This window comes from Bacillus sp. JJ634 (genome assembly GCF_036962285.1).
GTDB lineage: Bacteria > Bacillota > Bacilli > Bacillales > DSM-1321 > Peribacillus > Peribacillus asahii_A.
In genome coordinates, this window is sequence record NZ_JBALMU010000041.1 from 56,499 (window position 1) to 70,687 (window position 14,189).

The following is a 14,189-nucleotide window of genomic DNA, read 5'->3' on the forward strand; positions in this document are numbered from 1 at the left end:
GGGTTAATTCATTATGTATAAAAGAGATGTGAATTTGTTAGTTTTAAAAGAATATAACATAAATTATTTCTTTGCCTTTACTATGGCAGGTCTGCCGACTGAATAATAATCAAGGTTATATTTAGAAACTACCTTCAAAGGATAACAATTTCGACCATCAAATATTACTGGATTATGCATCAATTTTTCATATTTTTCTAGTGAGAATTCTTTTACTTCATCCCAATCAGTCGTAATAAAAACCATGTCTGTATTTGTAATAGCTTCTTCAATAGATCGAGCATAATGAATCTTTTCGCCTAATACCTTCTTTGTTTCTTCTAGGGCTAATGGATCGTAAGCTGTAACAAATGCTTCTTCCGTAACTAGCTCGGAAGCGATATCAATAGCAATTGATCCACGGACATCATTTGTATTTGGTTTAAAGGCTAATCCTAAGATTGCAATTTTTTTATTCTTTAAGTGACCAAAATGTTGCTTTGCTTTATGAATTAATACATATCTTTGTTGTTTATTTACTTTTATGACGGATTCTAAAATTTCAAGTGGTTGCTCTACTTCAGTAGCTTTTTGAAGTAAAGCATGAGTATCTTTAGGAAAGCAAGAACCTCCAAATCCAATTCCTGCTTGTAAGAATGAAGTGCCGATTCGTAAATCTAGCCCCATTCCATAGGCTACTTCTTCTATATTAGCACCAACCTTTTCACATAGGTTTGCGATTTCGTTTATAAAGCTTATTTTAGTTGCTAAAAAAGCATTGGAGCTATATTTAATCATTTCTGCGCTTAAGATATCTGTTTTAACAATAGTAGTGTCAAAAGGTCTATTGATTTCTTCGATAACAGCTGCTGCTTTTTCACAATCTGCCCCAATAACAATCCGATCAGCAGAAAAGGTATCATAAATAGCAGCACCTTCTCTCAAAAACTCGGGATTAGACACCATTTCAACATGAACTGCATGTATTAAATTTTTTTCAATTAATTGCTTAATTAATTTATTGGTGCCAACTGGAACCGTACTTTTCGTGACGACGATTACTTCTTGCTTCGTCACATGCTCACCAATGGTTTTTGCGGCCTCTTCTATATATGCAAGATTAATGTCTCCATTTTCATTAGTAGGTGTTCCAACTGTAATATAAATAATCTCTGCATCGACTAATGCTTCTTTTGGATTAGATGTAAAAAGTAATAGGCCTGTATCAAGATTCTTTTTCAATAAATCATTCAAATCAGGTTCATAAAAAGGAGATATTCCCTTATTCATTAATGTAATATTCTTTTGATCGATATCATAACATACAACTTGGTGGCCTATTTCTGCTAGGGTTACACCAGTTATCAGTCCTACATGGCCTGTGCCGACAATTGTTATATTTCGCATAGCTATTTCCTCTCAAAACCTTGTATTCTGCAATGTATCAGGAATTCACACGTAATATCCTGTCTCACGTCTTTAAGAATAACACAAATAAGTAGCGGAATGTGCATCTTCCTATTTGTGGATATTCTCTATCTAAAAATGCCTATTTTTCTGAATTGATAAAAAAAAAGAGCATTTTTCTTGCAAAATTCGATTGACTATGTCCAACATTATCGGTACAATCAATTTGTTAATGAATTTCATTATCAATTAAAAAATCAATTACATACAATTTCAATCGACGGGGGATATTATAGTGAGAAAAAAAGAATTATCAGCAATCTTTGCTAGTTTCTTATTAGCAGGTACAGTTTTGACAGGTTGTAATACAAGTGAGTCAAGTAATACTACTAAAGAGGAAAAACAAGAACAGACTGAAAACAAAAAGGAAGCAAAGGAAAGTTCAGAAGCAGCAGAAGTGAATTATGCTCAAGTTTTCCAAGAAGCCGTTACTGAGTTGGAAAAAGCAAAAGAAGGCAAAGAGGTAGATTTTGATAAAGTAACTGAACTTTACACGAATAATCTGCAAAAGCTAACGCAAGATCGAGATGCTGAGTTTGAAGATAAGATTGATCAGCATATTACCAATGCTCTGCAAGCAGGAAAAGATGGATCTATGGATCCAATAATTGTGAAGCAAGTTTTTGATAAATTGATGCAAAAAGTATTTTATACAACTATGAAACATGAATTTATAGAAGTAGAAGAAAACTGGGATAATAAAGAAGCAGTAAAAGAAGAAGTTGAAGAAGCAAAAGAGTATTATGAAATCCTTCAATCTACAGTAGAAAAACGTGATGCTGCTAATGGAACGAAGATGGTTGATGTCATTGCCGGTGGATTTGCCGAGATTGATAAAGCTGTTGAAGCGAATGATCAATTAGGGTTCCAGCTTGGTAAGCAAGTAATCGATAAAACTTTGATTAAGACTTTCTATTTAGCTACAGGTAATATTCCAAACGGTTATGCAGCAAAAGCAGCCGAAGCGGCGAAGAAAGACAAAGAAGAAGCAAAAGTGGAACAAGCTGAAGGCTGGGCATTCTATCAGTCTATCTATGGGTATTTGAATGGGCATGCCCCGGAAGAAGCAGCTTTTATTCTACAACAATTTGATTTACAGAACGATGTAACAAAATTGGATCCTGAGCAAGTGAATAAGGCATTCGTTCGTGGATATGCAAAAATTGCTTTAGATGAATATAAAGAAAGCCAAGAATATTGGGGAGAAGATAAATCTCCTATCACTGCATTAGAAGGTGCTTTATTTATAGAAGTTATTGATAAAGATTTGAAAGATATGCTAGGAGAAGAAGCTTATAACAAACTTACTCAAACAGCACAACAATATCTTGAGGCAGCAAAAGCAAAAGATAAAAAAGCTGGTGAGCCATTAATCAAGGAACTTCAAGAAACGTTACAAACAGTAGTCGAACAAGCAAAATAAGTGTGACTGCACTGGGGGGAAACCTTGTACAAACAAGGTTTTTTTTCCGTGTGAAGTGTCTTTTAGATGAAATTCACCTCACTGAGTGAAGTCTCACTTTATGATAATGATTGAGGTGATACTATGAAAGTTATTGTTACTGGCGGTGCAGGATTTATCGGAAGTCATCTCGCTAAAAGATTAATACGGGAAGATCATGAAGTATATGTAATAGATTGTCTTCATCCCTATTATTCAATTGAAAGAAAAAAGAAGCAACTAGAGCATATAGAAAGTGTCGGTTCGTTTCACTTTATTCAAAAAGACTTATTGGATCGAGAAGAGATAGAAGCTATATTCGAGCAAATCTCTCCAGATGCAGTTGTTCATTTAGCGGCATTGCCTGGGGTAGCGTATTCCATTGAACAACCTCTTACATATGTTGATTATGATATAAAGGCTACCATTAATGTTCTTGAAGCTTCCGGTAAAGCAGGGGTTTCCAAGGTTGTATTTGCTTCTTCCTCTTCCGTTTATGGAAACCAACCGGGCCCTTTTACAGAAGAAATGGCGAATGGAAACGTCATTTCACCCTATGCAGCATCCAAATTTTCAGCTGAATCTTTCTGTCGGGTTTATGAGTACTTATATGGGTTTCAGGTGAATATTTTAAGATTTTTTACGGTTTATGGCCCTTGGGGACGTCCTGATATGGCCATTGGGAGTTTTATCAAAAAATTATTGCGTGGCGAGGAAATAACAGTTTTCGGTGAGGGAAGGGAGCGAGATTTTACCTACGTAGATGACATTATAAACGGTATTTATTTATCGTTAATGAATTTATCGAACAGTGAGGTTATTAATCTTGGCTCGGGAAGACCGATTTTAATGGAAGACCTTTTACATGAATTGAAGTTTCATTTTCCTAATATGAAAATCAAAAAGGAAATATCGCGTATTGGGGATGTAGTGAAAACCTGGGCAGATATAGGAAAAGCACAACATCTGTTAGGATATGAGCCAAAAGTTGACTTTCATCAAGGAATCGCTGAAACGGTAAAGTGGGCAAGAGGAAATGAAGGCATCCTTTAAAGGTACAGTAAAACTAATAATAGCTGTTTTAATTCTTATAGGATTCATTGTCTTAACGCTTCATTACTTTGATGGTGAATATGTTTGGAATAGCTTGATCAAACTTTTTCACCATCCTTTTTTGCTTGTATTAATCTTTATTGTGTATTTGATGTCTTTTTGTTTTAAAGCGATGGCTTGGAAGCTTTATTTACAAGGCAGAGCCCGTTTTTCAACATGTTTGTTGGGAATCTTATATAGTTTATTCGTTAATCACTTGATTCCCATTAAAATTGGGGATTTAGTTAGAATGAAAATTTTAAGTATGAGAGATTGTCATATAAAAAATGAGGAAGCCATTCATTCGGTTATTGTACTTCGAATACTCGATATGATTTCTTTAATAGGAATTACATTGATTGGTTTATTAAGCTTAGAAGTAAGGTTTGTCATACCTTTTTGGACGATTATTCTTGGGATTGTAATCTGTAGCTTTACGTTGTTGATTATGAAAAAATATGCCCGAGAATTTTTGAAGAGACATATTTCTCTATTTAAACATGCTTTTTCAGGAAAAAATGGCTTCGTTATTATTTTCATGACAGTCATAAGCTGGACTTTAGAAGCTGGAGTTCTTTATTTTACAGTAATCGCCCTTTCAGGAGACCTATCGTTTTGGGAAGCTGTGTTTGCAAATAGTGTGACCATTGCAGGACAGGTTTTCCAGATCACTCCGGGTGGAATAGCTAATTATGAAAGTTTCCTTGTATTTGCTTTAAGTGTTGTAGGGTTTACTATGAAGGATGGATATACGATTGCCGTTTTGACGCATGCTATAAAATTCTTTTTTTCTTATTTAGTGGGTGCCGTTGCTTTTGTTAAATATCCTATCTCATTGAAAACAGTTAAAGAGTGGATCAAGGTCAGAGGGGTGACAAGAAAATGAAAAGTGCGTCTAAATTTGAAAAAGTAGCTGCACGTTGCTGGAATTTATTAAATGAGGGAAAACCCTTTACACCAATATTTGTTTTTGGAAATTTTGTGTTGTTTCATGCTGCTGTTTTAGGATCGGTAGAAGGAATTCTAGACCTTTTGGGAGCATTTCTGTATGTGATTCCATTATTAGTTCTCTTTTTTATTTATGATTTCCCACTGTTGTTAAGAAATTATTTATGGATTCCTTTTGTTGTTTTTTTAATTGTTTTTAAAGAAGTAAATATTGGACTGCTTTTATTTTCAGCAGCTCTATATTTCTTTTTTACGGTATTTTTTTGGGGAACCTTATATTATCACCTAAGAATAGGTACGTCTTGGCTTAATTTCACTCGATTTTGGAAGCTCGTATTAAAAAATAGTGACTCTACAAGTGGAAATGCACAGGAACAATTGCCAAAGTTTTTATTAGTTTTATCGATTTGGGAAATGGTTTTTAAAACACATAGAGCCGGACAAGAAATTGAATTACTAAGTTTAGTTCTTTTTTATGTTTTTATCTTAGTTTTTGCGTACATACTTCATCGTAATTTATTTGACTGGAAACCAAAAATTTATAACAGCTATACAAAAAATAATTTTCCACAACCGAATGAAGCTCTCTCAAATAAAGTAATTGTTATTGTAGTGGATGGAATGAGAAAAGAGCGTTTTTATGAAGCAGAAACTCCTTTTATGGATTCATTAAAACAAAACGGTACAGAATATACAAATATGGAAACGGTCTATCCTGCAAGAACCGTTGTATGCTTTAGCTCTATGTTCACAGGTACCTATCCATTTGAACATGGTATGACTTCTAATATGGTGTGGAAATTAGGAATTAAAGTAGAGAGTATTTTTGATTCGTTAAGAAAGGTTGGGAAAAAGGGCAGACTTCTTGGAATCGCTCATTTGGTTGATTCGATGGGGAGTGATGTTGAAACAGTTACAGCAGTTATGCATAACGATAAAGCAGATCCTAATATCATGCAAAGGGCAAAGAAAATTATGAAAGAGCAGGACCCGGATTTGTTCATTGTTCAAATGATTGCTACAGATCAAACCGGTCATAGCCGAGGCGTTTTATATGATGAATATTTACAAAAAATCCATGAAGCAGATGTGTTAATAGAGGATTTTGTATCTTGGCTTGAGAAAGAAGGCAAGATGGAGAATACGACCTTGTTTATTTGCGCAGATCATGGGCAAGCGGATGGAATTGGAGGACATGGACATTTAGATGAAGGTGAAAGATTTGTACCTTTTATTGTACATGGTCCAAATATTGAAAAAGGGAAAAAGGTTGAAGAAAAGCATAGTCTTGTTTCATTAGCACCAACATTATCCTACTTGTTGGGAGCTCCTTTTCCTAGCCATAGCCGGGGAAAAGTATTATTAGATGCAATTATTAAGAAGAAAGAGGATTAAATCGCATGAAGAAGCAGCAAGTCATTGTCTTTCTTCCTGCTTTTAATGAGGAAGAGTCGATTGGAGAAGTTATCAAAGGCATCCCTAGACATTTTCATAATCAGGTAGATGTTAAAGTTTTAATTATTGATGATGGGTCAAACGATCAGACCGTAAACGTGGCAAAAGAAGCGGGCGCCGATTATATTGTTAGTTTTGAAAAGAATCGTGGATTAGGAGCGGCTGTTCGAGCAGGGTTAAAAGAAAGCTATGAAAGAGGGGCGGATATTGCCGTTATGATTGATGCCGATGGAGAATATCCCGCGAATGAAATTCCTAATTTATTGTTTCCTATTTTCCGAGGTGAGGCTGATTATACAATGGGCTCCCGTTTTTTAGGAACCATCAAAGGAATGAAGCTTCATCGTCGTTTGGGTAATTATGTCTTTACTTTCCTTCAATGTATTTTACTCCGAAAATGGATTTTTGATGGACAGTCAGGGATGAGGGCTTTTACAAGGCAGGCCCTGGAACATGCCGAAATCGTACATGATTATAATTATGCACAAGTTTTAACTTTAAACCTTGTCAGAAAAGGTTTTCGAGTAAATGAAGTTCCTATTTCTTATCGAGTTCGCTCAACAGGGGAATCTTTTATTACGTTTAAAGGTTATCTTTCATCTGTTTTACCGGCAATATGGAAAGAGGTAAAGAGACCTATACAAAAGGTACATGTAGAGACGGATGCTCACAAGTTAGAAAATATGAATCATTATCAATTAAAAGAGCGACATAAAGGGAAAAGTGTATTAATTGCAAAATAGAAATGAATATAATCATGATGGATGCAGGAGGATTGTAAGATGAAAAGATTAGTATTTTGTTTCTTATTGATATTCGCTTTAAGTCATTTAATTTCATTACCTGCCAATGCTTACAGCTATGGAGATCCGAATGAAGAGGAACTAGCCAATGTTTATAAAGAAATGCTTATTGAATTAGATAAGAATCCTTCAGATTATGCAACAGCACAAAAGCATTTCGAAACAATTAAAAAAGAAATCGACATGCATATGGGGCCTGAGCCAGCCAAAATTATTCTACAAAATTTAGAAGATGAAAATAAAGAAGAAACAATTAAGAATATGGAGAAGCTCCTTGTGTTAAATATTGCAAGACGTCTAGAAAATATTGAAAAGAATTTTACTGAATATGAAACGAGCAAGCGTCTGCTGGCAAAAGGATTTGCTACTTATGAAGCGTTATCTCCCAAGGTAGAAGCAAAAAATCCAGAATTGCATAAGCAAATTGATGCTGAATTCGATAAAGCTCTAGCTTCTTTAGGAAATCCGGGACTTTTTGGAGTAGGGGAAAAAGAAGCTGATCAAAAGGCTTTTACGGAAAGCAAAGAGAAAATATTATCTTCTCTTCAAAAAGAATTTAAGCTGAAGAGCTTAGAAGTGGGACATTTCTCAGAAAGCGCTACTGAACCAGCTAGTCAAAAAAAGAAAGAATGGACGGATATTTCCAATTTACGAAATTGGATTCCGCTTGTATTAATCATCGGTGTAATTGCTGCTATAGTTATTGTTACTATACGCAAGAGATCCAGACGATAACAGCGTTTGTAGGATAAACAACTAGGGAAGAGGGGGAAGGCGTCTGTGGAGATACAAGCTTTATTAATTACCTTCCGTGAAGTGCTTGAAGCATTGCTTATTGTTGGGATTATTACAACATACTTAAAGAGAATGGACAATGGACAATATACAAAGTATGTTTGGTTGGGTGCAGGTCTTGCCGTTTTAGCAAGTGTAGGTGTGGCCATGTTATTCCAAGTCGTGTTAACAGGCTTTGCTTCAATGGGAAGTGAAATGTATTTAAAGATAGGCATCATGATTATTTCAACCCTGTTGTTAACTCAAATGGTCTTTTGGATGGCCAAGCATAGCAGGGATTTAAAAGGAAATATGCAAGGGAAAATGGACAGCTTTATCTCAACAGGAAATATTGTTGGTATGGTCATTCACTCATTTTTAGTCGTATTGCGTGAGGGAGTTGAAACTGTATTTTTCTTTGCTGCCATTACCGGTGGAAACATCGGCGCTGCTATGCAAGGTTGGGGTGCTATTACGGGTGTGATTATTGCAGCAGTTGTAGCTTATTTATTCTTTAAAGGAACAATGAAAGTGCGGCTTAGCACTTTCTTTAAGGTAACTGGTGTTTTCATTATCCTGATTGCAGCCGGGCTTTTAGTTCAAGCTATTTCGATGATGCAGGATTTGGAGATTATCGGAAGTGTTATCCCTCATTTATATGATATAACTTGGCTTTTACCTGAGCATCCAATCGATTATGATCACTATTTGCGCGATCATGGGGTAGCACCATTGTTGTCAGGAGATATCGGTATTTTCCTTAAAGCATTGTTTGGTTATTCTTCTATGCCATCTTTAGAAGAAGTGGTTGCTTATATCGGATACTTTGTAGGCATTTATTTATTAACGTCTAATAAATCGGTAAAGAAAACAGAAAGTGCAGAGCAGACAGAGCGAATGGAAAAATAGTATCATAAAGTGAAACTTCCATCAGTGGGGGGCTTTCATCCATCACTGATGGTTAGTTGAACCAATCGGACCTTTACGGGCAGTTGACCCCCACCTATCTTCTTTTACTCCTCATAAGCTTGAGGTGGTGGTCTTACTGCCCGTTAAGTGTGGGATAAAATTCCTCTCTAATGAAAAGTACAAGGCCATTGCCTTGTGCTTTTCCATGTATATAGTAGTTCATTTATCAAAGAACGGTGGAGTTTATGGACAAAAATAATGCTATTCAAGAGAAATCTGTCATTGCTTTTATTAGTATCATATCTATATCGTGGATATTTTGGACGCAAATCACTCATGTAAATAGATATGCAGCTTCATGGGATCAAGTGGATTTTGTCCTTGCGTTGGAACGATATGATTTAATGGCGATGCAGCCTCATTTCCCTGGCTATCCTTACTTTATTTTAGGTGGTTATTTTATTCACTTTTTTCTAGAAAATAAAGCGGCGTCATTGACGGTGTTTAATATTTTATTTTACTTTAGTACTCTTTTTCCAATGTATAAACTGGCAAGGGAGTATGTTTCGAAATCATATAGCTTACTAATCGCTGCTATCCTTTATTCTTCAACTTATATCATGGTTATTGTCAATCAACCAATGTCGGAAGGAGCTGCAATAGCAGCTTTATGGTGGTATTTTTGGAGCATTAATCATGCCATTAAAAAAAATAAACTATTGTCTAATATTTTGCCGTTATTTGTTTTTAGTATATTGTTAGGGATTCGTTTATCTTATCTACCTTTTGCAATAGGGTTGCCTCTCCTGTTTTATATAAAGTGGAGAAACAAACAATATAAATTAAGACATATTATTGCATACCTGCTTATTGGGGGTGCTTTTCAATTCATTTGGGTAGTAGGTCTAGTATTGTCCGAAGGAAGTATAAAAGGGTTCTTAAAACTGTCATTGGCATTTACAAGCGGACATTTTAACAGTTGGGGCAACACAGCGGTATCTAGTGATGTATCTTTTCTAACAAGGCTTAAAACGATAGTGATTAATAATGTTTTATGGACGGGAATTTCTTCTCAAATTATTTGGTTAGCGATATTATATGCTGTTGTTATAGGCTTGTTTATTTATTATTTCAAATGGAATGATATAAAGCGTGATTCAAGTATGCAACTAGCAATAATCATGAGTAGCAGCTATTTTATATGGGTAGTAATTGGTCAAAATATTGATAAGCCAAGACATATTCTTCCTTTAGTCATGTTTTTGCTTTTTATCATGTTGATAAACATTTTGAAAAATTCTAGGAACACTATGCTAGTGCTGTTCTTTATTGTCCTTCTGGTTTCACAAATTTATCATTCATATACGTTAGTCATTGAACAAGCGCAGGCCAATCCAGCCGCATATCAACTTGCTGACTACTTACAGTCACACGAACAATCGGCAATTGTATATACTTGGGAGGAAACAAGAGTTTTGGAATATGTCAATGTTCCCATTTCTCATAAAAGGGTAAAAACCTTTGAAATTTTTCTGCACGATATATCTTATTATCCGAATAAAAAAATTTTAATAACGAATAAGGTAGTAGAAGGGTTTAAAGCACAAGGTATAAACGTGAATGCAAACATTAAACAAATAAAAGAGTTTCATTCTAATTCTATTTTTGACCCCGTGTATCACGATATTGTGCTGTATGAATGGATTAAATGATTTGAATTACAATCCTAACATTAGAAAAGTAAACGAAAAGATGATTTCAGCATTATATGAAGTCATCTTTTTTTTATAATTTTATTTCCTTTTTTTACATGTGGTTCATCTTTGATTAGTATTGCCGGGATAGGATGAAACTAGAAAGTAGAAAGGGTGATGAATAAATGAATCAGGCCATAACTTCAATTGTTTTACGTTCACTCATTTGTACCACTATCTTGCTGTTTATATCCGTACCTTCTAGTACTTTTGCTCAATCAACTAACCAAAATGAACTTCCTTTAGGCATTTCTGGACTTCCTGAAACTCGCTTTGTTCAACAACTAACACCAGGAGTCACTTATACTTCTATAAAAAGAGGGATATCGTCATTTGAAGAGTACTATTCCGTAGATATGGGATTTTTTTCAGATTTAAAAAAAGCAAAAGTAACGAAACAAACGTTAAAAAAACACGGGTTCGATTCGTTTATACTGCCGATTTATAACGAACGATATAATGATTTATATAAAGATGTGCTAGGCTATGTCATTAAATCGGGGAAATTTAAGACACAATCCGAAGCTATTCAGTTTAAAAAAGAATTAGTTGAAAAGGGATTTTCAAACGTAAAAGTCTCATATAGTGGATGGGAAAGAAGAAATATAACAGGCCCCTGGTCTATCCATATTATTGAAATTGGCCGAAACCTTATCCATCACATGACTGCATCTTTAGCATTAAACACAGTACAAGGTAGAGAAACAGTCTCGAGTATCGCTAAGCGGATGAATTCACTTGTAACCATTAACGGTGGATATTTCATTATGCACAAACATGCTGGAACGCCTGGAGATTTAATAGGTATTTCTGTTGTTGGTGGAGAGCTAAATAGTGAAGCCATTAATAACCGTTCTGCCTTTGTGCTAGGCGGAAAGTATACAGCCATTGCTCCAGTGTCTACTTCTTTATACATTCAATCTTCAAAAGGTGCTGTAAGAACTATAGATGGTCTGAATCGTACGATTGGAAAAATAAGAGGGTGCGGAGGGAGTTTTGATCAACAACTCAGGCATAATATTACTTGTACCAATCATAATGAATTAGTTCAGTATCGGCCTATTTATGGAACGAGAACCCCTGCTGGTAAAGGAACAGAAGTAGTATTAGACAGCAAAGGGACGGTTATTAAAATAAGAAATTCTCGTGGACAGGCTATTCCCGCTAACGGGTCTATTATTGCTGGAATAGGCGAAGCTGCAGAGTGGTTAAAGAAGCACGCTGTAATTGGGGAAAAACTGATGATTTCAACAAAAGTGATGAGTCATCAAATTCCCATTTCCCTTACTAAGGAAACCCACATTGTAAATGGGGGGCCGCTTTTATTGAAAAATCAGCAGTATATGATTACAGCCAGAAAAGAGGGATTTGCGCATAGTGATAAGTTTTTTTATAAGTTTGGCATTAAGCGAAATCCGCGTACGTTAGTGGGCATTAAACCGAATGGGAATATTCTGCTTGTTGTAGTAGACGGTAGAAATGAGCAAGCTAGTGTAGGACTTAGTTTTGAAGAAAGTGCTATATTAATGAAAACATTAGGCGCACAAGATGCCTTGAATTTAGATGGAGGAGGTTCTACAACGATGGCGATTAACGGAAAAGTCGTAAATCATCCATCCGATGCAGCAGGAGAGAGGGCCGTCGGCGATGCAATTTCGTTGATTATGGAAGAGTAATATGTAAGCGTATTTAAATGAAAAAAGCCAGTTTCCTTGTATGTAAAGGAATACTGGCGCTGCCTATTTAAGGGTAAAGCTTTCTTAAATGTTTTACTTAATCTTACTGAGTTTCAAATTCTACCGTTCTATTCCTCGTTTTTCTCTTTCTTTTCTTCCTCTTCCTTTTGTTTTTGAAGCGCAATCAAGGCATCTTGCTCATCGATTTTTCCATCTCCATTTAAATCGGGGATGATATTTTCACTTGTTGTCGGAGCGGGATTTGCCGGTACTGCTGTCTTTGGTTTTAGAGCAAAAGTAAACACCATTAACAGGATAATCAGTAATCCAGCTACACCATCGATAATATAGAATATCGTTTTATAATCGGACCAGAGAATTTTACTGTCATCGATTTTTTTCTCAGAATTAGTAATATACTGCTTGACTTCGGAGTGATTTGGGAAGATTCTTTCGACGGCTTCAAACTTTTCTAATGCATTTTTGTAGTAACCGCCCCAATATAGTGTCAAGCCTTCTTTATAGAGCTGATCTGTACGGCTTCTTGTATTTTTTGCTCCAGCTTGATTAACAAATTCTTTAACGGTATCGACAGGTACGGCAAAATTGAAGCCTTGAACCTCTTGACCATTTACGGTATCTCCTCTAAATGTTAACAATCCAATAATTTGACCTTTTTCATTGATTACCGGTCCACCGCTATTTCCATGTGTTGCCGCAGCATCTAATTGAATAACAGGACTGCCTTGTTCTGTCTTTTTGGAAGTAGCGGTAATTTGTCCTGCGTTCATGGAAGATTCTAAAGAGGAATCAGGGGATAACAAATCTGAATCTGCTGCTGCGGGGTATCCAATGACCCAAATATTATTTTGATCCTCTATGGTTTCTGAATTTCCAAGTGGTAAAGTAGGAAGGTTCTTTCCTTCAATTTTAAGAACGGCTACGTCTTTTCCTTGGTTCACAGGAGCCCCATAGCTTTTTACTTCACCGTCAAGAATATCTCCACCAGGTAAAATCACCTTTAATACTCGAGTGATTTTCGTGTAATTCGTGTAGCTAAGCATATAATTATAGGTCCATTCATAATCCTCTTGGAAGTAGTCAGCAATTCCAGCGACTAATTGTTGGAAGGCTGCGTTAGCGAGATCATCATCTTCCATCTCAGAGCTTTCGACAACATGAGCATTAGTCACGACATAGCCATTAGGGCTAATAATGGCACCTGAACCAGATCCACCGATAAGGGTCTGATACTCTATTTCTTGCAGATATGCATCAACTAGAGGTCCAGCTTGGGTCAAATAATCATTAAATTGCCATTCAACAATCGCATAGTCGATAATGCGTACGACTGCAGGTTTTGAATATTCAGACAATTTTTCGGCTTGTTTAATGTTTGACGTGTCAGGCTTGATGCTTAATAAGAAGAACGACGTCACAATCATGGCAATAAGTAAAATACTAATCGGCACAGTAAAAAGGGCTCTCTTTTTCAGTACAACCACCTCTTGGTATGAGAATAGGAATTTCAAATCACATACAATATATTCATAGACAAGGTCCGATAAATTTTGTACCAAAAAATAAAATAAGCAGTAAGACTCCGCAATTAGTGGGTGTTAAATTCCGTTAAAATAAACAGGAAGAAAACGAACTAAGCAGTAAGATAAGAAATAATAACGGGAATAGAATGAAAGAAATTATTGATTATAATTATTTTATGTTAACTAACTATTTTATAAAGGAAAAATTAATGGATCTCTGTTTTTCTATATAAATAAACAGAGATCTTTGCAGAATCAAAAATTACATATATATTTCATAATTTATCTCGCTAGAATATATAAAGTCACTTTAAATCCCTAAATATATTCAAAATGATATTTTATTT

General features: G+C 35.5%; 11 protein-coding genes. 9 read left to right on the forward strand and 2 right to left on the reverse strand.

Translation table 11 applies throughout. The features are described 5' to 3' along the window. Positions 1-63: 63 nt before the first annotated feature. Positions 64-1,386 (reverse strand): UDP-glucose dehydrogenase family protein, encoded by a 1,323-nt coding sequence (locus V7068_RS07935; protein ID WP_499712068.1) that lies wholly within the window; start codon positions 1,384-1,386, stop codon positions 64-66. A gap of 289 nt (positions 1,387-1,675) precedes the next feature. Here V7068_RS07935 and V7068_RS07940 point away from each other — a divergent pair, with 289 nt between their 5' ends. From V7068_RS07940 to V7068_RS07980, 9 genes are all read left to right on the forward strand, one after another. Next, positions 1,676-2,869, forward strand: coding sequence for a hypothetical protein (locus V7068_RS07940; RefSeq protein ID WP_499712096.1), 1,194 nt, complete (start codon positions 1,676-1,678; stop codon positions 2,867-2,869). Between the two features lie 123 nt (positions 2,870-2,992). Beyond that, on the forward strand, positions 2,993-3,940 hold the full coding sequence (locus V7068_RS07945) for an SDR family NAD(P)-dependent oxidoreductase (protein WP_499712070.1): 948 nt from the start codon (positions 2,993-2,995) through the stop codon (positions 3,938-3,940). Continuing rightward, complete coding sequence (locus V7068_RS07950; RefSeq protein ID WP_499712072.1) at positions 3,924-4,865, forward strand: lysylphosphatidylglycerol synthase transmembrane domain-containing protein; 942 nt, start codon at positions 3,924-3,926, stop codon at positions 4,863-4,865. Before V7068_RS07945 ends, V7068_RS07950 begins: the two co-directional genes overlap by 17 nt. Continuing rightward, positions 4,862-6,322 carry an alkaline phosphatase family protein gene (locus V7068_RS07955; protein WP_499712074.1) on the forward strand — a complete coding sequence of 487 codons (1,461 nt, stop codon included), beginning with the start codon at positions 4,862-4,864 and terminating at the stop codon, positions 6,320-6,322. The genes V7068_RS07950 and V7068_RS07955 overlap by 4 nt, the downstream gene beginning before the upstream one ends. A gap of 5 nt (positions 6,323-6,327) precedes the next feature. Further along, positions 6,328-7,125, forward strand: a complete 798-nt coding sequence (locus V7068_RS07960; RefSeq protein WP_499712076.1) for a glycosyltransferase family 2 protein — start codon at positions 6,328-6,330, stop codon at positions 7,123-7,125. Positions 7,126-7,164: 39 nt separating this feature from the next. After that, a complete protein-coding gene (locus V7068_RS07965; protein WP_499712078.1) occupies positions 7,165-7,920 on the forward strand; it encodes a hypothetical protein in 756 nt (251 codons plus the stop codon). A 45-nt stretch (positions 7,921-7,965) separates the two neighbouring features. Then, the gene (locus V7068_RS07970; RefSeq protein WP_499712080.1) at positions 7,966-8,868 is read left to right on the forward strand and encodes an FTR1 family iron permease; all 903 of its coding nucleotides are present in this window, start codon (positions 7,966-7,968) and stop codon (positions 8,866-8,868) included. 245 nt (positions 8,869-9,113) lie between these two features. Then, complete coding sequence (locus V7068_RS07975) at positions 9,114-10,580, forward strand: glycosyltransferase family protein (RefSeq protein WP_499712082.1); 1,467 nt, start codon at positions 9,114-9,116, stop codon at positions 10,578-10,580. 167 nt (positions 10,581-10,747) lie between these two features. Then, entirely contained in the window at positions 10,748-12,298 is a 1,551-nt protein-coding gene (locus tag V7068_RS07980) for a phosphodiester glycosidase family protein (protein WP_499712084.1), read from the forward strand. A 128-nt stretch (positions 12,299-12,426) separates the two neighbouring features. Here the strand turns inward: V7068_RS07980 and V7068_RS07985 are convergent, their stop codons facing one another. Further along, positions 12,427-13,770 carry a S1C family serine protease gene (locus tag V7068_RS07985; RefSeq protein ID WP_499712086.1) on the reverse strand — a complete coding sequence of 448 codons (1,344 nt, stop codon included), beginning with the start codon at positions 13,768-13,770 and terminating at the stop codon, positions 12,427-12,429. Between the last annotated feature and the right edge of the window lie 419 nt (positions 13,771-14,189).